Here is a 21,884-nt window from a genome sequence, read left to right as displayed (position 1 = left end):
ATGAAAACAAAAAACGGGTATTGCTACCCGTTTATAAAGTGTGTAATTAATTTTTAGCCATCATCTTAAAGATAGAGCATACCAAGCAATAAGCCGCCTAATAATAAACGGTAAATCACAAATGGGGTCATGCCGATTTTGCTAATAAACTTTAAAAAGTAGTGAATACACAAGTATGCTGCAATAAACGACACTACAATGCCCAAACCAAGCGCTTGGTAATCAATAGCAGCAGGGCTTTCAACTAAATCTTTAGTGACCAGTAAGGCCGCACCAAAACTCACCGGAATTGACATTAAAAACGAGAAACGCGCCGCCGCTTCGCGGGTTAAGCCAAGCATCAGGGCTGCGGTCATTGTGGCACCAGAGCGTGATGTTCCAGGGATCAGTGCCATCGCTTGAGCTAAACCGATAAGCAGGGCTTTTTTCCAACCCATTTGAAACTCATTTAATTGCGCTTTTGACATACGGTCAGCCAACCACAGAAACAAACCAAACACGATAGTTGTAATGGCAATCACTAAGGTATTTCTAAAATGAGTTTCAATAAAGTCTTTGGCCGTAAAACCGACGATGACGGCTGGGATCGTTGCCAAAATGATCCACCAGGCCAATTTACTCTCCTGGCTTTGTTTACCGGTAAAACTGCTAAACCATGATTTAGCTAAGGTCACAATGTCATGGCGAAAGTAAATCACCACCGCAAATAACGAGCCTGTATTGACCGCGACGTCAAATGACAAGCCTTGATCAGACCAGCCGAAAAGCTGTGAGGGTAAAATTAAATGCGCCGAGCTAGAAATGGGTAAAAACTCAGTCAAACCTTGAATCAATGCCAACAAAATAACTTGAAACGTGTCCATATTTTTCCTTGTGGGGAGTCACTTTTTAGAGAGTTGATAATATTAAACTTGGTTGTAATTCTGCAGGAAAATCAAACGCGATAGGCCACAGGTTTTGACATTGTTTGTCATACGCCTGCCAAAGCGAGTGATAATTTTTTTGTACAACAGGGTGTTGCAAATCGGGGGCAATTTCAGCTAATGGCCACAATACAAAAGCATTAAATAAAATCTCACCACGGGGGAGTTCAACTGGTAAAGCGCAAACGGTGTTATCGTACAACAGCAAATCAATGTCTAAGCTTCTTGGACTAAACTTCTTTTCGCTTTTAATGCGTCCATTAGCTTGTTCAATCTGTTTAAACGTCGCGACCACATCAGCAATGCTCATGTCGGTATCTGCGGCGGCAACCATGTTCAAAAAATTGGTGCCTTTAAATCCAACCGCTTCACTTTCAAATACCCGCGATAATTGTAAAGCGCCAAAATACTGCTGCAAATCAAGCAAACCGGCTTTAAGGTGTTGCTCAGGAGAAATATTGGTGCCTAAGCTGATGTAAATACGTGCCATTGACTAACCTAAATTGCTAATACGATAAAAGAAACACTGTTAAATACGGCCACGTTCAATTTCAACGCCCACCGAAGCCGCATGAGGCACTGCACCAGGCTTCATCACCACCACTTTAACCCAGGGTACGTTAAATTCATCTTGCAAACATTGCGCAATCATTTCGGCAACGGTTTCAATTAATTCAATCGGCTTTTCAGTAATAAGTGCCGTTAAGCGATTCGATACAGTCTCGTAACATAACGCGTGTTCGTAATCGTCACTGGCCGCAGCGAGACGGTTGTCCCATGCCATATCTAAATCAATCAGTAATGTTTGGTGAAGCTTTTTTTCCCAGTCATAAATACCAATCACGGTTTCTATGGCTAACTGACGTATAAGCACTTTATCCATGCAACTATCCACCTTAACGACTTAAACAGACCCGAAGATCATCTTAATCAAACTTTATTACCGATTATATGCTTAATAATACACATTTGGCCTTTTTCCTAATGAATTAAAGCAGTAGGATAAGCGCTGTTGTGCAATTAACATTATTTGAAGCAACGTATTTTAATCAGCTTGTTTGAATCAACAATGTTAACGTGAAGACAGTGTCAGTGGATACTGAAAAATACCTGTCTTACAAACGAATGCGCGATGATACCCTAAGAAGAGTAAGGAAACCAATTTGAACACCGTTATTGTCACAATATTGATGATCATCGCCGCGTACTTAGCAGGTTCGATCTCAAGTGCCGTATTGGTTTGTAAAATAAGAGGTTTACCTGATCCACGAACCAGCGGCTCTGGCAATCCTGGCGCCACAAACGTATTGCGGATCGGCGGCGTGAGCTCTGCGGTTTTAGTCCTATTTTTCGACATGCTAAAAGGTGCTTTGCCTTCTTACCTTGGCTATAAAATAGGTCTTGATGCGGCATCACTAGGCTTTATTGCAGTCAGTGCCTGTCTAGGTCATATATTTCCACTGTTTTTTGGTTTTAAAGGCGGTAAAGGTGTCGCTACCGCATTTGGTGCAATGGCGCCCATTGGTGGCGATTTAGCCTTGTGCCTTATCGTTACTTGGATTGTGTTTGTGCTTATCACGCGTTACTCATCGGTCGCAGCCATGGCTGCTGCAACACTCGCGCCTTTTTATACCTGGTGGTTAGATGATAGGTTTATTCTGCCTGTTGCGATGCTTTCTACCTTGATTTTAATTCGTCATAAAGACAATATCGGCCGTTTGCGCCTTGGCAAAGAAAGTAAAGTCTCCCGAAAAAAATCCATAAAAAAACCTAACTCATCGAATAAAAGTTAGGTTTATCATCACGAGCAGTTAACGCTAATTTACTGCAGGTAAGGTATCTAAAGGCCAACGAGGTTGCCCTTTAACAGACAAAGGCTCAATCTGCCCAGCGCGTAAACGTTGTAAACCCGCATAAGCAATCATTGCGCCATTATCGGTGCAAAACTCACCCCGCGGATAGTACACTTTACCGCCTAAATTAGTCATCATTTCAGCTAACGATTCACGTAACCGCGTATTTGCACTCACGCCACCGGCTATCACTAATCGCTTATAACCCGTTTGCTTTAGAGCTCGTTTGCACTTAATTGCCAGGGTATCAACAACGGCCTCTTCAAACGCGCGAGCAATATTCGCCCGAGTTTGATGATCGTTAGGCTCTGCCGCAATAGTATTGGCGGTAAAGGTTTTTAAACCAGAAAAGCTGAAATCTAATCCCGGTCTATCTGTCATAGGTCGCGGGAATTTATACCCAGCTGGTACACCTTGTTGCGCTAATTTAGCTAGGCGTGGTCCGCCGGGATAATCCAGTCCCATTAGCTTGGCGGTTTTATCAAACGCTTCACCCGCGGCGTCATCAACCGACTCACCTAACACTTGATAACGGCCAATGCCTTCAACTTGCACCAACATAGAATGACCGCCTGACACTAACAATGCGACAAACGGAAATTCCGGTGCATCATCTTCTAACATAGGTGCCAATAAATGGCCTTCCATGTGATGTACGCCCACAGCAGGTTTATTCCATGCATAAGCTAAAGAGCGACCTACACAGGCACCTACAAGCAACGCACCAATGAGCCCAGGGCCTTTGGTGTACGCCACGCCATCGATGTCATCTAAACTTGAATTAGCCTGAGTTAACGCCTGTTTAATTAGCGGCACAATTTTACGAACATGATCACGAGATGCGAGCTCAGGCACCACACCACCATAATCGGCGTGCAATTTGACTTGGCTATATAGCACATGCGACATTAAGCCTAATTTATCGTCATACACTGCAATCCCAGTTTCATCACAGGATGTCTCTATACCAATAACCCGCATAATCTCTCGTCTTCATCAAAAATATGGCCGCTAATTCTACCCGTGTCGAGGTAAATACTCCAATGTTTCAGTATTTAACCTGCCAGAGTTTTGATTAAATTCAGCTAACATATTAAAAATGAGTGCCTTACAGCCAACGCAAAGAGAAAATCAATCAGGGGTTTACAAATGGTCGCTGCTCGGTGTAAAATTCCGCACCATTTTAAATAGCCTTTGGATTGAGTTGAGACACTGCTGTTTAATGTGCTGGCATTTGTTTTTAAACTCATGACAGACAGTGTTGAACTGTAGACTTAGCCAACCAACATAACTACACCTAAGGGGTGATGGCGTATGCCAATTATTAAAGTACGTGAAAACGAACCATTCGACGTAGCTCTTCGTCGTTTCAAGCGCTCTTGTGAAAAAGCTGGTATTTTAGCTGACGTGCGTGCTCGTGAATTCTACGAGAAGCCAACTACTGCTCGTAAGCGTGCAAAAGCTGCTGCAGTTAAGCGTTTAGCTAAAAAGCTTTCTCGCGAAAACGCACGTCGCGTACGTTTATATTAATCTCATTATGAACTTAACCGATCAGCTAAAAGACCAAATGAAAGACGCCATGCGTGCTAAAGAAAAAGTACGCCTGGGGACAATTCGTATGGCACTTGCCGCCATCAAACAGATTGAAGTGGATACCCGCGAAACTCTGACTGATGAACAAGCGATAGCTGTATTAACCAAAATGGTGAAACAGCGCCGTGACTCGATTGCTCAATATGAAGCAGCCGGTCGTCCGGAGTTAGCTGCAGCCGAGGCAGAAGAGATTCAAGTTATTGAAACTTTTTTACCGAAACAACTTACTGAAGATGAAGTCGCAACGATTATCGATGCCACTATCGCTGAAGTAGGTGCTGCAACCATGGCGGATATGGGTAAAGTAATGGGAGCATTAAAATCGAAAGTTCAAGGACGTGCAGATTTAGGTGCCATTGGTACTATGATACGCGCTAAATTGAAGTAATCGCTTTTTAATGTTGAATAAGCCGTGCACTTGCACGGCTTGTTTGTTTAAATCAGTTGATAAAGTAAATTCGAGAAAAATAGCAATCAATGGCGATACCTCGTGATTTTATCAATGAGCTTATAGCTCGCATTGACATAGTCGATCTAATTGATCGCAAAGTTCCTTTGAAAAAAGCCGGTAAAAACCACTCGGCTTGTTGTCCTTTTCATAGTGAAAAATCACCCTCTTTTACCGTCAGCAGAGACAAGCAGTTTTATCATTGTTTCGGATGTGGCGCCCACGGCAATGCAATTGACTTTGTCATGGAATATGATCGCCTCGAATTTGTTGATGCCATTGAAGAACTTGCCGGCCAACTCGGAATCCCCGTACCAAGAGAACAAGGTAGCGGAAAAAGGCCTGACCAAGCATTAAGCCGCGATTTATACGAACTGATGGAAGAAGCTAACCTTTTTTATCAGTCTCAATTACGGCAGCACACAGATAAACAAAAAGTAATTGATTACCTCGCATTTCGTGGTTTATCCGACGAGGTCGTTGAACAATTTGGTATTGGCTTTGCACCAGACGGTTGGGATGGTTTACTGGGCCGTTATCGCCAAAACCAGGCAGCACAAGACAAATTACTGACAGCAGGCATGCTCATTGCCAACGATAACGGTAAGCGTTATGACCGTTTTCGCGACAGATTGATGTTCCCGATCCGTGATCGCAGAGGTCGCGTAGTCGGATTTGGAGGACGTGTTTTGGGTGAAGGTACCCCAAAATACTTGAATTCTCCAGAAACGCCCATATTTCATAAGGGTAATGAGCTTTATGGTTTATATGAGCTCAAACAAAAACACCGTGACCCACAACATGTGTTAATTGTTGAAGGATACATGGATGTCGTCGCCCTGGCACAATTTGGGGTCGATTACGCAGTAGCATCATTAGGCACCTCAACCACTGCTGAACAATTTCAACTGTTGGTGCGTAGTGCCAAACAAGTCATCTGTTGTTATGACGGTGACCGCGCTGGAAGAGAAGCGGCATGGCGAGCACTAGAAACCGCCTTGCCACTGCTAAAACCCGGCGACCAGGTTAAATTTATGTTTTTGCCACAAGGCGAAGACCCTGACACCATGGTCAGAAAAATTGGCAAAGATGCATTTGAAGCACTAATGCAACAAGCCATGTTATTGCCAGAGTTTTTGTTTGATACATTAAGTAGCAATCATGGCTCGGATAAAGGGGCATTAGCCAAGCAAGCCATTGCGCTAATTGAAAAGGTACAGGATACCGTCCTACAGAATTTGCTGTTAGAAAACCTAGCACACAAATTAGGCATGAACAGTAGCGAAGATTTAAAGAAAAAACTCGGTTTTGCGGTTAACAAAGCAAAACCGCTTAATGCAAAAGGCTTACAAGGCCGTGGTACACCGTTAAGGTTAGCCATTGCCTTACTTGTTCAAAACCCGAGCCTCGGCTTCGGTTTAGCCATTCAGCCTGCATTACAACGACTGCAAATGCCTGGTATCGCATTACTAGGACACTTGCTAGACATGACTCGAGAGCAATCGTTAAACAGCGCACAACTACTTGAACTGCATAGAGAGCATGAACAAAAAAGCACTCTAACAAAGCTAGCCCAATGGGACCATCAAGTGGCGGATGAAAACGTATTGCCAGAGTTTAAGCAAACCTTGATATGGTTGAATAATCAATATATTGAACAACTATACCAAGAGCTAAGCCTGAAACAGACTTTGACAAAAGTTGAAAAAGTTCAGCTCACAAAGTTAATTGCGATAATGAAAGGCATTGCAAAATAGTACCCAATTATTAACAAATAATCTGCGTACAAAACGGTGCCACGGACTAGCTAAGATGAGTCCGCACAGTTATAATTGACGATTTGCGCGCCACTTAGCGTAGCTAGATGGCCTATCGTTTTATCAGTTACCCAAACTTGGATGATATCTATGGATCACACTCCGCAGTCGCAACTCAAACTGTTGCTCGCTAAAGGTAAAGAGCAAGGTTACTTAACCTATGCTGAAGTGAACGACCACTTACCAGCAGACATGGTCGATTCAGATCAGATTGAAGATATTATCCAGATGATAAATGACATGGGTATCCGCGTTTTTGAAGAAGCGCCAGATGCCGATGACATGATGATGTCGGAAGACAACACAGACGAAGATGCTGCAGAAGAAGCTGCGGCAGCACTCGCAACCGTAGAAAGTGAGTTAGGCCGTACCACTGACCCAGTACGTATGTACATGCGTGAAATGGGTACTGTAGAGCTACTTACTCGTGAAGGCGAAATTGTTATTGCTAAGCGTATCGAAGAAGGTATTAACACAGTACAAAGTTCTGTGAGTGAATACCCTCAAGCTATCGCAATGATCTTAGAGCAATTCGACCAGTACGAAGCTGACGAATTACGCTTGTCTGATATTATCTCTGGATTTATCAATCCTGACGACGATGACGTCGCCCCTACCGCCACCAATATTGGTTCAGAATTGGCTGACACCGATGATGATGACGATAACGATGATGACGACGATGACGACGATGACGAAGAAGAGGAAGAAGGCAACAAAGGTCCCGATCCTGAAGAAGCTAAAGAGAAGTTTACTCAACTTAGAGAAGCTTACGAAAAGAGCTTAGGCATTATTGCTGAAAAAGGCCGTGACCACCCTGAAGCCATCGGTTCGTTATTTGTTATCGGTGAATTATTTAAAGAGTTCCGCCTCGTTCCTAAACAGTTTGACCGTTTAGTGAAAAGCATGCGCAACATGATGGATCGCGTACGTGTTCAAGAGCGTCTCGTGATCAAGCTTTGTGTTGAACAAGCCAAAATGCCGAAGAAAAACTTCATTAAAGCATTTACGGGTAACGAAACAAGTTTAGAGTGGTTTAGCACAGAAAAAACCAGCACGAAACCATACGCTGAAGGTCTTCGCATGATCGAAGACGACGTCGCGCGTTGTGTAGGTAAACTGGCGGCCATTGAACAAGAGACAGATTTAACCATAGCAGGCATTAAAGACATTAACCGTCGTATGTCGATTGGTGAAGCCAAAGCACGTCGTGCTAAGAAAGAAATGGTTGAAGCCAACTTACGTCTGGTTATTTCTATTGCGAAAAAGTACACCAACCGTGGTTTACAGTTCTTGGACTTAATCCAGGAAGGTAACATCGGTTTGATGAAAGCGGTTGATAAATTTGAATACCGTCGTGGTTATAAGTTCTCAACTTATGCAACCTGGTGGATCCGTCAGGCGATTACTCGCTCGATTGCTGACCAGGCACGTACGATCCGTATTCCAGTACACATGATTGAAACTATCAACAAGCTGAACCGTATTTCACGTCAAATGCTTCAAGAAATGGGCCGCGAACCGTCTCCTGAAGAATTGGCAGAACGTATGATGATGCCTGAAGATAAGATCCGTAAGGTACTTAAAATCGCTAAAGAGCCAATCTCAATGGAAACCCCAATCGGTGACGATGAAGATTCGCATTTAGGTGATTTTATCGAGGACACTACCCTCGAGCTACCATTAGACTCAGCCACAAGCGAAAGTCTAAAGAACGCCACTCACGAAGTGCTAGCAGGCTTAACAGCCCGTGAAGCAAAAGTACTGCGTATGCGTTTCGGTATCGACATGAACACCGACCACACTCTTGAAGAAGTGGGCAAGCAGTTTGACGTAACACGTGAACGTATTCGTCAGATTGAAGCTAAAGCGTTACGTAAGTTACGCCACCCTTCTCGCTCAGAAATATTAAAGTCGTTCCTAGACGAATAAGCTTATTTGAGTCATCTGTGGTTAAAAACCTGCTTCGGCAGGTTTTTTTATACCTCATATTTAACGCGTTAAGTTTTTCACATAAACAACTCATACCCAACAATTCAATCCCAACAACTCACTTCAATATCACTCATTGCAGCGAATTCATGCTCTACGCTTTGAGTTAATAGCGATAAAAGTCGTTGCAACTGACTTTAATAACCACAAAACTGCTTAACAGATAACCAATTGAAACAAGATAAGTAAATAGTGGTTAAAACACGGGTGACAAGCGCGAACAAACTTCGTATACTTTCACCCGCTTTCGATAGTGACGACTATCGTAAGTCGGCCCCTTAGCTCAGTTGGTTAGAGCATACGACTCATAATCGTCAGGTCCCCAGTTCGAGTCTGGGAGGGGCCACCAATTAAGATAAGGCCCTCGGAGAAATTCGAGGGTCTTTTTCGTTTAAGGGCCGGTCCATGGCTGGGGATTTCAGATCACTAGTGACCTACACCTTTTTCCCTTGTTAGACCCTCCGCACAAGCAAATCGCCTCGTTTCCCCCCGCCTGCAAAAAAGTAAACAAACACCTACTGTATTTCACAAAAAACACTCAACACCAATTCAACTTCCGTCTTCAAAAAACGGTCAAAGACCAGCAATAGACCAGCCCAACTCGCACTTCCCGACTCTTTCCTTACTCAATTCAACATAGCCACGTTCACCAAGCAAATACTTGGCAATAGCCCCAACGACTACCAATCCTAGTTACACCCCAAACGCCCCGCAATTTGGAGGACTCCTAAAAGCTGCAACTTCACGACTTCAATTTCGATTCACCGAACAACCCCCTCACCATTTCACTGTTTTTCCACTGTCGCGGTCCCTAAGTAAAACTATTATTTAATTTTTCTAATATTTAAAGATTAAGCGAAGCGGCCTCGAACGTGGCTGAGCGTATTTTTATAGATTATAAAGATTCAATGATTCTGACGCTGAGTGTCCATCCATCTACTTACCGAAACTGACTCAATTTCAACTAGATATTAATGATTTGAACTCCACCTTCTGGAAGTTTCATTTTATTGACTATTTAGGGGTAACACATGATCACAAATCAAGATTCATCAATCATTATCAAACCAAGTTTAAAGGGTGCTCTTACTGGTGCTATTGCCGGAATGCGTGCGGGTAGTATCGTGCCAGGAATAGGGACAACTGTTGGTGGTGCAGCGGGTTGTTTAATCGGTCTCGTTTTTGGTCCAAGTGATTAAGGGGAGCTAAATGAAGATACTCACTTCACTAGAACAGATCAAACACCTTAACCATCCGGAAACGGTCAAGGGCGCGTTAATGGCTGAATGTTTAACCCCATTTGGATCCTTTGATGCAGCTGAACATTTTTGGCACGACTACCAAACTCAACTCTTTGCTTTTATGCCCGAAGACAACATTGAACTGGTGTTGGAAAACGTCACTGACCTAACTGATTCATTTGAATGCTCTGAGTTCATTACGCACTTAGCTGACAATTGGTATTTAGCCTTGGTTATTACGACTCAGGCAGGTGGAGGTAACTATTTGCTTTTTCAAGGCGGTGTACATAACGCTTTAGACAAGCTGTTGGAGTCTTACAAATACAATGGGGAACACTATGAACCTTGAAACTGAAACGGCTTCAATTGAAAACGCCACCTTTTGCTTATTAAAAACGGCGAATGCGAACAAGCTCAATGCCAGTCTAGAGGGTAGCAAAGCATTGGAATATCAACTGGCATTAATCGATGGGTGTGTTTGCTTACGAATTAGTGCCAACGCTTCGGGTGGTTTGTTTTCAAAAGAATGGATTTCGCTTGATTGCATTGAAGAATGCTTAGGTAAACCACTGACACCCGCTATTGCTTTTAAAAGTTCGATGCTAAAACCCGTATTTACCAAAGGCAGTAGTAGTAACAATGCGGGATTCCTTTGTGCGTGTTTACGTGCGGAAGGTATCTTATCGGTCAGTGAAAAGAATCTATTTCTACACCTATTTACTGGTGATTTTGCTGCATGGCGTAAGAAGCTCAAGAAACTCGGTAAACAGTAAGTTATGAGGTTTAGCCGTTGCTAAGCCTCACTTTAACGTTAGCCCCTCCTCGCCTACTTTTTTTGACTAATGAAAATACAACAATCAATTAATGGGTAATTCCGCCCGTTCAAAAACGCCTGTCACTTTGTCCTGTACTCAAACGGCAGTTAAACGTCTTCCTTTCTCATTCAAAAATAGGTATTCCTGATGAATATAACCAACAAACGTTTTAAGTTTTCAAAAACTCAGTTATCTGAGCTACCTGCAACACCACCTGACAGTGCAAGTAAAGAGACCGAGTATTCAGATACCGCCTGTACGGGGTTACGTTTACTGGTTAATCGTAAAGGTATTAAACGTTTCTTATTTCGCTACAGCTTTCAGGGCACAAAACGTTCTTTAATGATTGGGGAACTGGGCGCATTTGATGTAAAAGATGCTCGACTGAGAGCGTACGAATTGAAACGTATGATTGCCGATGGTCTTGACCCTAAAGCAGAACGTGATGCAAAACGTGCCGTGGTGAACTTTTATGAATTTGCGGAAGAACACTACCTGCCTTATGCCAAGGCCAACAAGTTAAGTTATCGCAATGACATCTCCATATTGAAAAACTACTTTTATCCTCTGTGGCGAGAAAGTAAATTGAATGCGATTCGAGCACAAGAAATTCAACGTTTCATGGACAGTCGTGTCGGCATTTTGAAACCAGCAAGTATCAACCGTATGCTGTCACTTATACACCGTATGCTCAAATTGGCTTGTGAGTGGGGACATCTAGACACTAACCCCGCTACCCACCTGAAAAAACTCAAGGAGAACAATCAACGCAATTTCTTTTTGAGTAGCGAGCAAATCACACGTTTTCTCAAAGCTTGTGATGAAGATACTAATCAGAGCGCAGCCAACTTTTTCAAGCTTGCTTTGCTTTCAGGTATGCGGGCAGGTGAAATACTCAACGCTAAATGGGAAGATTTACGATTTAATGATGGTGAACCGAGTTTATTCTTACCTCACACCAAAGCAGGTCTTGCTCGCTCAGTACCACTCAACAGCAGTGCCATTGAAATTATTGAGCTTCAAAGAACGATGAGAAAAAACAATCATACTTACATGTTTGCGGGTCGATTTGGTGACAAGCCAATGTCCCATCCTAAAAAAGCCTTTATGCGGGTAAAAGAGAGTGCTGAAGGCTTAGACAAACTGCGCATCCATGATTTACGTCACTCGTTCGCCAGTATATTAATCAATAGCGGTTCTGCGACACTTTATGACGTACAGCATTTACTGGGTCACCACAGTGCTCAAACGACTGAGCGATATGCACACTTGGCATCGGGTAGGCTTCGTGACGTGAGTAGTAATGTGTCTGCCTTTATTACCCATGCCACGCAAATGACTTAACAGCACTAATTAAACAAATCTAAATGTGATACTCGTTATTGAGTATCACATTTTTTTTAGGGTTCATACAAAATACCAGAGGGCTTATGAGTATTTACCCGTGCCTAGTGTACTCATTGCGCTAAATCGATTTCACCCTGTTGCATCAGCAGATGCTTACTGAAAAGACTGCACCACCATCAATCATTCCCAAATGGAATTAAAACCCTTAAAGATATGATTAAATGTCATGAGCCTCTTAAAAGCAGGTTTATAGCGCCTTAAAAAGCCCACGTTGTAAGTTTACAAGGGAGCACTTTTAAGACGGTTCTAGATACCTTTTTGAACGGTTCTGGCTCTTAAAAACGGGTTTAGTCGCTACAAATAATATTTATAAATATCACTTTTATATCAATACCTTATGCAAATATAAACATTGATAAATGCTTGTGTACAGCCATAATCGCCTCTCATTCATTTAAACATTGAGAATTTATTATGACTTTATTGACAGAATTGACACTTGGGCAAGACCAGTTCATTTCCGATTTATCTATTAAAATCGAGCACTACCTTACTCATTTAGGTGCACCAACCGGATGCGGAAAAACAACCTTTATTATTGAAGAATTGGCTAAGAAATCGAAAGTTCTCATGTTATGCCCTGTAAATGTACAGGTTGCACAACTTGCTCACGATTTTAAAGATGACCCCAGAGTGCAGTGCCTTACTGCAAACGACACAAGTAACAGCTTGGATGCTGACGTGATTGTGTGTGTATACGACAAACTACAACAACTCCTTGACTCAGGCGTTCACTTTTCTGAATACACGCTGGTTATCGATGAAGCTCATAAAATATATCAGGCTGCAAGCTATCGTGAATCGGCTCTAACTCCCATTCTAAACGCCATTGATGACCACACTTTCAAACAAGTTATAACGATAAGTGCGACATTTCAGCGGGATATCTTCCCATTAGAATTTAACGAGCAAATTGAGATACTTCATAGGAACAAGTCACAACCCAAAGCAGAGGTTCACTTTTATAAGAATAGGACGTCATTGGAAGAAAGTTTGCTAACTATTTATCCTACTGATGGGAAGGTAGCTATCATTAGACTCAATGACAAAGAAGCGATCAAACAGATGAAAGTCGGTTTTGAAATGCAAGACATGAGAGTGCTTGAAATCCATAGTGATAATCAAAAGTCGAGTGAAGTGATCCAGTTTCTAGAAACAAGTCACATAGCGGACTACGACATTGTACTGTGTACCTCCTTACTGGATGAAGCGATTAACATTAAGAACAACAATATTGAAATGGTGCACATTTTTGGTAAGTTACACTGTGATGAGATTAAGCAATTCATTGGGAGATGCCGGAAATCATCACCAGAGTTTTGCTTACACCTACTTAATTTTGAATTGAATCGTGTACAAATTGAAATCAGTGAAGAACGTAAGAACCTTGAGTCTCTTTGTCATAGCGCACTGACCTTCTGTACGGATTTAAATAAACTTGGTACACCGATGAGTTCAGCCGTTTCGAAAGTCAATTACACTGTTGAGTGTCATCAGCGTTTTTCGCCAATACGCTACGACAGTAGAGACAACTTACCACCAAGCATCAATGACATTGCCTTGTTAGCAAAGCTTTACACTGCGACTATGGAAGCACAGTATCAGAATGACCATACGTTGAATAAGGCGTTAATAGGAATCAATTGTTTTGAAAGTGTTAAGTTCTTTGATACTAATACTGACGAGCATCGTGACTTAGTTTGTGAGATTTTAGCTCAAGTAAGTGAGGCCCAAGAAAATACTCGGAATCTCGCGATTGCAGACTATTTGGCAGCGGCGGATTGTACTGAAAATGATGTAACGAATTTGACTACCAGTGCAATCAATGAGCTTGCTGAGGAGCACCAACAATCTGGTCCCATCAGTGGCATAGCTCAAAGCATGCTAAAACTTTCTCTTATTCTTCCACCAGACCAAGCATTAGATGCCATCAAACAGAACAGAGCGCAACAGGTGTTGGAATTTGCGCATTCAGTGCAAAAACGGTTAGACATTATTCCTATTATGGATGCATTAAAAGAAGATTTAAAACGTGATGGAAAAGTAGCACTAAACGGGCAAGAAGCTATTGAGAAATACTTTCTAGAGGCTTATCGTCAATTTGCTAAGAAAAATAGTGAATTTAAAAATTTCATTGGTAAGCTGAATATTACTGGCTTTAGTGTGCAGAAAAACAACAAGTTTAAAGTAACGAGTCGTTTCATTTACGCGATCATACGAGACTTCACTGTGTGTGAGGAAAAACGTTCCGGTGGTAAGCAAAGCTTCATCATTAGCAAAATTGGTGCATTTGGTTATGATTACAACATTCGGTCAATCAAGACATCGTCAAGAGCTAAGATACTTCGCAAAAGTCAGGTGAATGTGACACCAGAAGTAGACCCAATACCTTAACCGTGGCTTAGTGATGCTCTAGTCTGATTGAAACCAATCCTTACGTCTTAGAGCATTACCCCCTCGTTCCACTGATACATGTCTACCATGGTGATTCAGGCTTAGAATGTAGTTATCAGCAAAGTGGTCTACTACAGCGTCATTTGGTAATTCAATTTAACACTGCCGCTTAATGCTACTAGCATGGCAATGTAGGTGGATTTGACTGCTATCTCGTTGTTTACCTAACACACTTTTACCCCAAAGTTTCTCAGAGCTATCAATCTACATTCCTGAACGCTTCAGTTTTGACACAGAAATGATATCATCCGAGAGTTAGAATTATTTAGGAAGCATAATGAAAATAACGTCACAAGACTTCTTGTCTTTAAGTGGTTATCCCATTTTTGAGCGAATTAAACCTCTTATTGAATGTTTAGACGTGGAATATATTCGTTGGTGGTCAACGGACGCAGTTACATCAGAGCAACCGCATGAGTGTGCATTTTTCACGCACAATGAATAATTTAAATACTGAATCACTTTCAAACATTCATGAAATGATGGCGTACTGAACAAATTAAGTTTTAAAAAAATACTAAATCTGTACGTAACGTAAAACGTTCGCAATCTCACCTTGCCTGTATAACCATTACATTTGACGATCTAACATCTAACATGTTAATTTTTTGTTTCAATTTACTTAAAGGGACTTTTTATGTTTAAAAATCTACTCAAACTAGGTGTAATAGCATTTTGCTTTTCTCTATCATTTTCTAGCTTCGCAACTAAAATAGAATGTTCAAAATTAGAAAAACATAAGTCTGTGGAGATAGAGCTTAGTAAGTTCAATGGTTATCCTAATTGTTTTTCTTTTTATAATCTTCAACCAAACACTCAAATTGATATAGTGACATTTTCAAAAGATAAGGTAACTAATAATATTAAGCTTTATGATATAAAAAATGGTAATAGCACTTATATATCTGAAAGTAATTCAAATGGAGAAGGGGTCAATATCATCTCATTGGATTCTACTGACAGAGATGTTGCTTTTGTATATAAACCTTTGAGCAATCTGGACTCTAATAAGAATCTACAAGTTTCTTATAATGATGTAAATGATGCCATACAGATATTTATTTCACATGAAAATGTTGTAGATACAAGTGATTAAATTGGGAATCAAGATGGTACTTGCAAACGAGGTATTTGTGATAAAGAACATTAATTATATATCCTTATTCTTGTCCTTGTTAAGCCGTAAGTAGCAAAGTAAGCGCGACAGAAGTATGCCTTTAGCCAAGGTGGAACCGATTTCAGAATTTTGCATCTTGCAGAATTGATCGAAAAATTCAGTCAGTTGTTAGTCTAGTTCGCCTTGTGTGGCGCTTCTACCTGTCGCGAGATGTTATACATACTCAATTTAATTTCACTTCTCGCCAACGTGAGAGCAGCTCGAATTGAAAAAAAATTTAGTGTGTACTTGTTAAAGAAGATGAGGGTAGGCTGACGCCGTGGGGCCTGTGCTCCGGAGTTGTAATCCTTCAGCCTTTTTTTGACTTTAGAGTGACATTGTCTGGGTTGGTATTTGAACGTGTCTCTAGGCTTCTCTGTGAGCGCGCTTACCTAACATCGAAAAGAGTTCGTCTAAAAACACCTTCCGGTCTTTCTCCTGTCTTTTGGATTTAGTATTGGGGTTATTGGCTCTTTTATGGCTTGAAGTCAAAACAGCCTAGTCCATCGCTTCAACATAGCCTTATGTTGCCTCACTTTTTGAAGCGTTACCCTTTACTCATAATCGTCAGGTCCCCAGTTCAAGTCTGGGAGGGGCCACCAATTCAGATAAGCCGTAGCAATGTTTCATTGCTACGGCTTTTTCGTATCTGGAGTTTAGGATTTTGATGGGTCACAAGCATTAACGGTGTGCTATCGAGCTGATGCAATTCACCACGCTATGCTTAACATGGCGTGGCATGATGCGAATTAACTGCAAGCGTTATGCTTTATGAATATGTAAGGGGCTTTTTTCTAAATGCGTTTGGGCAGCGGTGATGGCGACCACGGCTTTAGAGTTAAATTCACGTTGGTACAGGGTATACACTACAAACAAGCTGGCTACGATAAACATCCACGGGTTTACAAACCAACACAGCGCTGCCATTGAATAATAATATGATCGCAGGCCGTAGTTGTATGAATGAGCGGCTTGATCTTGTACTACTGCCATTTGCCTTGCGTAAGCGATGAGGTTTGTATCGGTACCGCTTTTATCTAATGGCGCTGCGCCAATCATCACGTTAACAAATCCATATTGGCGCATTGACCAGGTAAACTGGAAAAACGCCAATACAAAAATACCCACCAACAAACCGAGCTTTACCTGTACTAAAGCATGATTAGGCGGGGCGGTAAATGGAATTGAAGCAATGACAGTTTCAAGCTTTTCGACTTGCGAGAATAACGTCAATACACCCGCTAAAACCAGTAAGGTCGTTGAAGCAAAAAAAGCGATATTTCGTTCAAGGTTAGCCAGTAATGCCGCCTCACCCACTCGGTTTTCTTTACCAATAACTTGCGACATCCACATAATTCGCTGTTGATGCATTACCCTGGCAATACAGTTCGTTGTCTTAGCTTTACGACGAGCAAAACCTGTGTAACCAACCCAGGCAACTAAAAACACAATAAAGGCTAACGAATCGATCCATGACACCATCATGTTAATCACCTATTACCCAAAAATAATAGATTGATTATGCATCAGTTTTTATTCGTCATAAATCAGTTTTTGTCTAATACCAATTCCATTAATTATCTGGTCATTCAGCGGGAGTTCTGTGCCTTCTAGGCAAGTAATAGAATTGTAGGCATAGTTGCTCTACGTCAAAATGCTATTAAGCAGCATAGAAGGCACAGAAACCCGCCTTGTAGGAGGCACTCAGACCGTTCATTTCTTTGTTGCATTGTCTTAGAAGGGAATAACCATTATTTCAACAATGCGCCTCAAACTGAACAATCTGAGTGACTCTGATTGGTCACATAATTATTGGAAATGGTATAACCATTCCACGTTAAGTAAGTAATGACTCAGCGTGAGTGTAAAAGAGCATAAACAAGGCGCATGACTGAATGAATTAATGCACATTGGTTTAAAATGGGCTTGGGCAAATACAATTCATAGTCTCGAGGGTAATGGGGTGAATAAAAGTTAAGGTAGTTGCATGCAAGCGTAATCGCGGTGCCATCTGTTGTGACTGCTCATTATGGTACAAATCACAACCCAGTATAGGATGGCCAATCTGCTGGCTGTGAATACGTAACTGATGCGTACGGCCGGTAATGGGGTTAAATGTCACCTTGGTTGATAACCCTTGAGGATGCCGCGCTATAACCAGATAATGACTTTTAGCAGGCTTGCCGGTGCTATGGCAAATTTTCATTAACGGAAAATTATCGACGTCTTTGGCGATGGGTAAATCAATCTCACCTTCTTCATCCGCTAACACACCGTGTAGCATTGCAGTATAAGTTTTGCTTATAGTGCGTTGCTGAAATTGTTGGGTCAATAAACCATTAACCTGTTTATTGAGCGCCACCAGCATAATACCTGAGGTGCCAAAATCGAGGCGATGCAATAAGGCCGCAGTAGGAAAGTCTTGCACTAGGCGATAATGCACAGAGTCTTTATTGAGTGGATTTTTACCCGATAAACTCAACAGCCCAGAAGGTTTGTTAATCAGCAGTAAGTGTTCATCTTGGTATAACACCTCAATAACACCGTGACAGGGTGGCGCAATAAATTCAGACATAGCATTTTGATCATCAAATTATACGGCGATAATAATAGCAAAGGTGGCTCATTGGCCACCTTTGTATCATTAAAGTATTTAAAAATAACTTAAGTACGCAAACGTCCTAGCTGTTGATGTTGCTGACGAACAAGCTCTGCAAGACTGTCACTGCTTTGCTGCGCTTCGTCGGCGAGTTGTGACAGCTCTGAAGCTGAATCTGAAATACCGGTAATATTACGATTGACCTCTTCAGTGACCGCACTTTGCTCTTCTGCAGCGGTCGCAATATGGGTCACCTGGCTCGATATCTCATCAATTTGCGACACGATGGCATTTAATGACTGCAACGCCAATTGTGTTTGCTCAACGGCTTTATTCGCGCCTTGTGCCCCTTTATCAATAATGTTCGATGCATTTTTCACTTCTTTTTGCAGTGAATCAATTAAGGTACTAATTTCATCAGTCGACTTTTGAGTTCTCGATGCTAATGTTCTCACTTCGTCGGCAACCACAGCAAAACCACGACCTTGCTCTCCAGCACGTGCAGCCTCAATAGCGGCGTTCAAAGCGAGTAAATTAGTTTGCTCTGCAATAGCACTAATCACCTCTAAAATACGGCTAATATTGCCACTGCTTTGCGATACTAAATTAACCGCTTGCTGCGCCTGGGCTGACTCTTTAGACATGCCCTCTACAAACACCATAGCTTGAGATAAACGCGACTCACCTTCTTTAACATTAGTGGTCATCGACTCCGTTTCCATCGCCGTTTGTTCTGAGGCTTTAGCCACTTCTAAGGCGGTGGCACTCATTTGATTAACTGCAGTGACCACGCTTTCAATCTCGTGGTACTGCCTGTTAACACTTTCACGGGTGTGCTTAGCGATCTCAGCTGACTTAATACTTTCTTGTTGCGAACTGTCTGCAAGTATTTTAAGTTCAGAAATTAAATGGCGTAATTTAGCAATAAAACGATTAACTCCGCCGCCTAGCGCAATCAATTCCGCATGAGCATCAACCTCGATGGTTTGGGTTAAATCCCCTTCGGCACTGGCCAAGTTTTCGACCCGCATTTGGATCATATTCAATGGCGCAATGATACTGCGGATAAGCAAACTAATAATAATCACGGCAATAACGGTAACGGCGATGCCTATCATTAATAACAAACCACCTAATGACATTTCCATTTCAGTCATTGAATCGTTCATATGATTAACGGCCATAAAAGCCTGGCTTTTGGGCACTTCAATAATCAATGACCATGTTGTATTGGCAAGAGGGATAGCAATAGGGTAACCAACCGCAATGCTGTCTGGCTCATTAACAAAACCAGAGGCGGTATTTAATGCTAATAACTTTTTGGCCAATTCAGGCTTAACCGACTCACTCAACGGCCGTGCGAATTTAGTATAATGGCTTGCGGCCACCACAAAACCTTTTTGGCTAACCAAAGTCACTTTAGCCTGGCCCTGGTACAAGCTTTTTGACAGTTCCATAATCATTGTTTGGAATATCGGTAAGTTTATATCGACGCCCACCAAACCTTTGAACTGATTATCGACCAACACAGGCACTGTGAGTGAGGTCATTAATGCGTTATTACCTGGAGTAATTTCGTATAAGTAGGGTTCCATTAAACAAGGCTTTTTACTGTCTTTAGCACACAAATACCATTCCGCTTCTCGTATGCCAAACTCATTGAGGGTATCGATATATTTTTCGGCTGCATTATCAACCGATTGCTGTTCCACCGTACCGTCTGCGTTGCGGGTGTAGTATATCTCTAACGTGCCGGCATTAGGCACACTGTGGCTACTACCTTGACGGTAAGCATCATCTAGATTGTCATAACCGTTCGGCTCGAACTGAGCATACATTGACGAAACTTGCGCATTTTTTTGTAACACTGCAGCGAGCGATAGCTCGAGTCGTTCACGAGTTAGTGGATCTTGTTTCGAAGTTTGTTCGATTAATCCTGTAAATGAATAAGGAATACGATAAGCTTCATTGATAAAGCCAGCAACACGCTCCCCATACTCACCCGCTCTAGCAGATAACTTATCGTTGATTTCTTGCTGTAAAGCCACTTCAACTTCGGCTGCTAAGCTATTATTTTTATCTTTTAGCACTATCCATAAACTGACTGAGAGCGTTATAACGGTGGCAATAAATAATGCCGAGGTGATCCAGAGCAACTTTGATCTAATGGATAGTGCTTTCATTCAATTCAACTCCCAGTGTTTACACGACTTTTTAAGTGTAGTCAGCTTTTAAGAACATATCGTAAAACCCAAAAAAAATCCCACTAAAAGCGGGATTTTATTGACGTTTTTTTAAACAGTACGCTATGACTTAAATACTGCTTGAAATGTACCATCCATAATGGCTAAACCTGCATCAATTTGCGCATCAGGCGCCGTTAGCGGCACTAACACACGAATAACATTACCGTAGGTACCACAAGACAATAAAATCAGCCCACGACTTCGTGCTTCTGCCAAAATCTTAGCGCTGTATTGTGGTGCCGGTACGCCGTCTTCCATCAGCTCAATGGCAATCATCGCACCTAAACCACGCACATCTGCAATTTGCGGGTATTTAGCCTGCATATCGGTTAATGCCGTTTTAAGCCGATTACCCACGTCATTAGCGCGAGTTAATAATTGTTCTTCTTCAAACACTTCAATAACTGCGAGCGCTGCTGCACAGGCAATAGGGCTACCACCATAAGTGCCACCTAGTCCGCCTGCGGTTACTGCATCCATGACGTCTGCTTTACCAGTAATACCAGACAATGGAAAACCGCCAGCGATAGACTTAGCAAAGGTGGTAATGTCAGCGGCCACACCCATTTGCTCCATCGCAAAGAAAGTCCCTGTACGACCCGCGCCAGTTTGTACTTCATCGGCAATCAGCACGATGCCGTGGTTGTCACACAACTCACGTAAGCGCTTCATAAACGAAGGTGTCACGGCGTAAAACCCGCCCTCACCTTGTACAGGTTCTAAAATAATGGCGGCGATATCTGCAGGCTCTGCATCATTTTTAAAAATACGTTCAATTGACTCAATCGCATCATCTTCAGATACGCCATGCATTTCGCACGGAAACTCAGCGCGGAACACATTAGCCGACATCAAGCCCATACCTTTACTGTATGGCGCAACTTTACCGGTTAAAGCCAATGCCGCCATCGTACGGCCATGATATCCAGAGGTGAAGGCAATCACACCAGCACGTTTAGTGTACGCACGCGCAACCTTTACGGCGTTCTCAACCGCTTCTGAACCACTGGTAAACAGCGCGGTCTTTTTAGCAAAATCACCTGGCACTAAATGGTTAAGTTTTTCACATACCGCAATATAGCTTTCGTAACCTAATACCATAAAACAGGTGTGCGAGAAGGCATCTAGCTGCGCTGCTACTGCCGCTTTCACTTTTGGGTGTAAGTGGCCAGTATTAAGCACTGCAATACCACCGGCAAAATCAATGTATTCACGGCCTTCGACATCCCACACCGTGGCATTTTCAGCGCGCTCAGTAAAGATTGGGTGAATTTGTCCTACACCTTGAGCCACTGCCGCCTGGCGACGCGCCATTAATCCATCATTTGTTTTAGTCATTG

At 42.2% G+C, this 21,884-nt stretch carries 20 protein-coding genes and 1 tRNA gene; 13 read left to right on the top strand and 8 right to left on the bottom strand.

The features are described 5' to 3' along the window. Positions 1 to 65 precede the first annotated feature (65 nt). Genes GQA99_RS06060 through folB form a run of 3 tightly spaced genes read right to left on the bottom strand, consistent with a single transcriptional unit; the run spans position 66 to position 1,806 of the window. Positions 66 to 863: an undecaprenyl-diphosphate phosphatase gene (locus tag GQA99_RS06060; RefSeq protein WP_160053005.1), complete on the bottom strand. Its 798-nt coding sequence runs from the start codon at positions 861 to 863 to the stop codon at positions 66 to 68. Positions 864 to 888: 25 nt separating this feature from the next. Continuing rightward, positions 889 to 1,413: a 2-amino-4-hydroxy-6-hydroxymethyldihydropteridine diphosphokinase gene (gene folK, locus GQA99_RS06055; RefSeq protein ID WP_160053004.1), complete on the bottom strand. Its 525-nt coding sequence runs from the start codon at positions 1,411 to 1,413 to the stop codon at positions 889 to 891. Between the two features lie 39 nt (positions 1,414 to 1,452). After that, entirely contained in the window at positions 1,453 to 1,806 is a 354-nt protein-coding gene (gene folB / locus GQA99_RS06050) for a dihydroneopterin aldolase (protein ID WP_160053003.1), read from the bottom strand. Between the two features lie 280 nt (positions 1,807 to 2,086). On the opposite strand from folB, the gene plsY reads away from it, so the two are divergent. Next, a complete protein-coding gene (gene plsY / locus GQA99_RS06045) occupies positions 2,087 to 2,716 on the top strand; it encodes a glycerol-3-phosphate 1-O-acyltransferase PlsY (RefSeq protein WP_160053002.1) in 630 nt (209 codons plus the stop codon). Between the two features lie 24 nt (positions 2,717 to 2,740). Here the strand turns inward: plsY and tsaD are convergent, their stop codons facing one another. Next, positions 2,741 to 3,757, bottom strand: coding sequence for a tRNA (adenosine(37)-N6)-threonylcarbamoyltransferase complex transferase subunit TsaD (gene tsaD, locus GQA99_RS06040; RefSeq protein WP_160053001.1), 1,017 nt, complete (start codon positions 3,755 to 3,757; stop codon positions 2,741 to 2,743). Positions 3,758 to 4,090: 333 nt separating this feature from the next. Between tsaD and rpsU the strand changes: the two genes are divergently transcribed. The 12 genes from rpsU to GQA99_RS05980 all read left to right on the top strand — a co-directional run bounded on the left by rpsU (position 4,091) and on the right by GQA99_RS05980 (position 15,639). Next, entirely contained in the window at positions 4,091 to 4,306 is a 216-nt protein-coding gene (gene rpsU / locus GQA99_RS06035; RefSeq protein ID WP_006080725.1) for a 30S ribosomal protein S21, read from the top strand. A gap of 7 nt (positions 4,307 to 4,313) precedes the next feature. After that, positions 4,314 to 4,757 (top strand): GatB/YqeY domain-containing protein, encoded by a 444-nt coding sequence (locus GQA99_RS06030; RefSeq protein ID WP_160053000.1) that lies wholly within the window; start codon positions 4,314 to 4,316, stop codon positions 4,755 to 4,757. 89 nt (positions 4,758 to 4,846) lie between these two features. Further along, a complete protein-coding gene (dnaG, locus tag GQA99_RS06025) occupies positions 4,847 to 6,574 on the top strand; it encodes a DNA primase (RefSeq protein ID WP_160052999.1) in 1,728 nt (575 codons plus the stop codon). 150 nt (positions 6,575 to 6,724) lie between these two features. Next, the gene (rpoD, locus tag GQA99_RS06020; protein WP_160052998.1) at positions 6,725 to 8,566 is read left to right on the top strand and encodes an RNA polymerase sigma factor RpoD; all 1,842 of its coding nucleotides are present in this window, start codon (positions 6,725 to 6,727) and stop codon (positions 8,564 to 8,566) included. Positions 8,567 to 8,898: 332 nt separating this feature from the next. Next, positions 8,899 to 8,975, top strand: a tRNA-Ile gene (locus GQA99_RS06015). Between the two features lie 682 nt (positions 8,976 to 9,657). After that, positions 9,658 to 9,825 (top strand): hypothetical protein, encoded by a 168-nt coding sequence (locus GQA99_RS06010; protein ID WP_160052997.1) that lies wholly within the window; start codon positions 9,658 to 9,660, stop codon positions 9,823 to 9,825. 10 nt (positions 9,826 to 9,835) lie between these two features. After that, complete coding sequence (locus GQA99_RS06005) at positions 9,836 to 10,216, top strand: hypothetical protein (RefSeq protein WP_160052996.1); 381 nt, start codon at positions 9,836 to 9,838, stop codon at positions 10,214 to 10,216. Next, positions 10,206 to 10,640, top strand: a complete 435-nt coding sequence (locus GQA99_RS06000) for a hypothetical protein (protein ID WP_160052995.1) — start codon at positions 10,206 to 10,208, stop codon at positions 10,638 to 10,640. The genes GQA99_RS06005 and GQA99_RS06000 overlap by 11 nt, the downstream gene beginning before the upstream one ends. A gap of 189 nt (positions 10,641 to 10,829) precedes the next feature. Then, positions 10,830 to 12,026 carry a site-specific integrase gene (locus tag GQA99_RS05995; RefSeq protein ID WP_160052994.1) on the top strand — a complete coding sequence of 399 codons (1,197 nt, stop codon included), beginning with the start codon at positions 10,830 to 10,832 and terminating at the stop codon, positions 12,024 to 12,026. 477 nt (positions 12,027 to 12,503) lie between these two features. Next, on the top strand, positions 12,504 to 14,483 hold the full coding sequence (locus tag GQA99_RS05990; protein ID WP_160052993.1) for a DEAD/DEAH box helicase: 1,980 nt from the start codon (positions 12,504 to 12,506) through the stop codon (positions 14,481 to 14,483). 337 nt (positions 14,484 to 14,820) lie between these two features. Next, a complete protein-coding gene (locus GQA99_RS05985) occupies positions 14,821 to 14,988 on the top strand; it encodes a hypothetical protein (RefSeq protein WP_160052992.1) in 168 nt (55 codons plus the stop codon). 192 nt (positions 14,989 to 15,180) lie between these two features. Beyond that, on the top strand, positions 15,181 to 15,639 hold the full coding sequence (locus GQA99_RS05980) for a hypothetical protein (RefSeq protein ID WP_160052991.1): 459 nt from the start codon (positions 15,181 to 15,183) through the stop codon (positions 15,637 to 15,639). 822 nt (positions 15,640 to 16,461) lie between these two features. Here the strand turns inward: GQA99_RS05980 and GQA99_RS05975 are convergent. The 4 genes from GQA99_RS05975 to gabT form a co-directional block, all read right to left on the bottom strand. Continuing rightward, positions 16,462 to 17,184 (bottom strand): DUF599 domain-containing protein, encoded by a 723-nt coding sequence (locus GQA99_RS05975; protein ID WP_160052990.1) that lies wholly within the window; start codon positions 17,182 to 17,184, stop codon positions 16,462 to 16,464. A 430-nt stretch (positions 17,185 to 17,614) separates the two neighbouring features. After that, entirely contained in the window at positions 17,615 to 18,274 is a 660-nt protein-coding gene (locus GQA99_RS05970; RefSeq protein WP_160052989.1) for an RluA family pseudouridine synthase, read from the bottom strand. Positions 18,275 to 18,363: 89 nt separating this feature from the next. Beyond that, a complete protein-coding gene (locus GQA99_RS05965; RefSeq protein WP_160052988.1) occupies positions 18,364 to 20,481 on the bottom strand; it encodes a methyl-accepting chemotaxis protein in 2,118 nt (705 codons plus the stop codon). A gap of 123 nt (positions 20,482 to 20,604) precedes the next feature. After that, on the bottom strand, positions 20,605 to 21,882 hold the full coding sequence (gene gabT / locus GQA99_RS05960) for a 4-aminobutyrate--2-oxoglutarate transaminase (RefSeq protein ID WP_160052987.1): 1,278 nt from the start codon (positions 21,880 to 21,882) through the stop codon (positions 20,605 to 20,607). Positions 21,883 to 21,884: the final 2 nt, after the last annotated feature.

The sequence above is a fragment of the Shewanella litoralis genome (assembly GCF_009828585.1).
GTDB classification, from domain to species: domain Bacteria; phylum Pseudomonadota; class Gammaproteobacteria; order Enterobacterales; family Shewanellaceae; genus Shewanella; species Shewanella litoralis.
Note: the sequence above shows the minus strand (reverse complement) of the source record. Positions and strands in the feature narration are given on the sequence as shown.

Excerpts from the sequence above, each read along its gene's own strand:
- GQA99_RS06060 (WP_160053005.1), bottom strand. The coding sequence starts at position 863 with ATGGACACGTTTCAAGTTATTTTGTTGGCATTGATTCAAGGTTTGACT.
- folK (WP_160053004.1), bottom strand. The coding sequence starts at position 1,413 with ATGGCACGTATTTACATCAGCTTAGGCACCAATATTTCTCCTGAGCAA.
- folB (WP_160053003.1), bottom strand. The coding sequence starts at position 1,806 with ATGGATAAAGTGCTTATACGTCAGTTAGCCATAGAAACCGTGATTGGT.
- tsaD (WP_160053001.1), bottom strand. The coding sequence starts at position 3,757 with ATGCGGGTTATTGGTATAGAGACATCCTGTGATGAAACTGGGATTGCA.
- rpsU (WP_006080725.1), top strand. The coding sequence starts at position 4,091 with ATGCCAATTATTAAAGTACGTGAAAACGAACCATTCGACGTAGCTCTT.
- GQA99_RS06030 (WP_160053000.1), top strand. The coding sequence starts at position 4,314 with ATGAACTTAACCGATCAGCTAAAAGACCAAATGAAAGACGCCATGCGT.
- dnaG (WP_160052999.1), top strand. The coding sequence starts at position 4,847 with ATGGCGATACCTCGTGATTTTATCAATGAGCTTATAGCTCGCATTGAC.
- rpoD (WP_160052998.1), top strand. The coding sequence starts at position 6,725 with ATGGATCACACTCCGCAGTCGCAACTCAAACTGTTGCTCGCTAAAGGT.
- GQA99_RS06010 (WP_160052997.1), top strand. The coding sequence starts at position 9,658 with ATGATCACAAATCAAGATTCATCAATCATTATCAAACCAAGTTTAAAG.
- GQA99_RS06005 (WP_160052996.1), top strand. The coding sequence starts at position 9,836 with ATGAAGATACTCACTTCACTAGAACAGATCAAACACCTTAACCATCCG.
- GQA99_RS06000 (WP_160052995.1), top strand. The coding sequence starts at position 10,206 with ATGAACCTTGAAACTGAAACGGCTTCAATTGAAAACGCCACCTTTTGC.
- GQA99_RS05995 (WP_160052994.1), top strand. The coding sequence starts at position 10,830 with ATGAATATAACCAACAAACGTTTTAAGTTTTCAAAAACTCAGTTATCT.
- GQA99_RS05990 (WP_160052993.1), top strand. The coding sequence starts at position 12,504 with ATGACTTTATTGACAGAATTGACACTTGGGCAAGACCAGTTCATTTCC.
- GQA99_RS05985 (WP_160052992.1), top strand. The coding sequence starts at position 14,821 with ATGAAAATAACGTCACAAGACTTCTTGTCTTTAAGTGGTTATCCCATT.
- GQA99_RS05980 (WP_160052991.1), top strand. The coding sequence starts at position 15,181 with ATGTTTAAAAATCTACTCAAACTAGGTGTAATAGCATTTTGCTTTTCT.
- GQA99_RS05975 (WP_160052990.1), bottom strand. The coding sequence starts at position 17,184 with ATGATGGTGTCATGGATCGATTCGTTAGCCTTTATTGTGTTTTTAGTT.
- GQA99_RS05970 (WP_160052989.1), bottom strand. The coding sequence starts at position 18,274 with ATGTCTGAATTTATTGCGCCACCCTGTCACGGTGTTATTGAGGTGTTA.
- GQA99_RS05965 (WP_160052988.1), bottom strand. The coding sequence starts at position 20,481 with ATGAAAGCACTATCCATTAGATCAAAGTTGCTCTGGATCACCTCGGCA.
- gabT (WP_160052987.1), bottom strand. The coding sequence starts at position 21,882 with ATGACTAAAACAAATGATGGATTAATGGCGCGTCGCCAGGCGGCAGTG.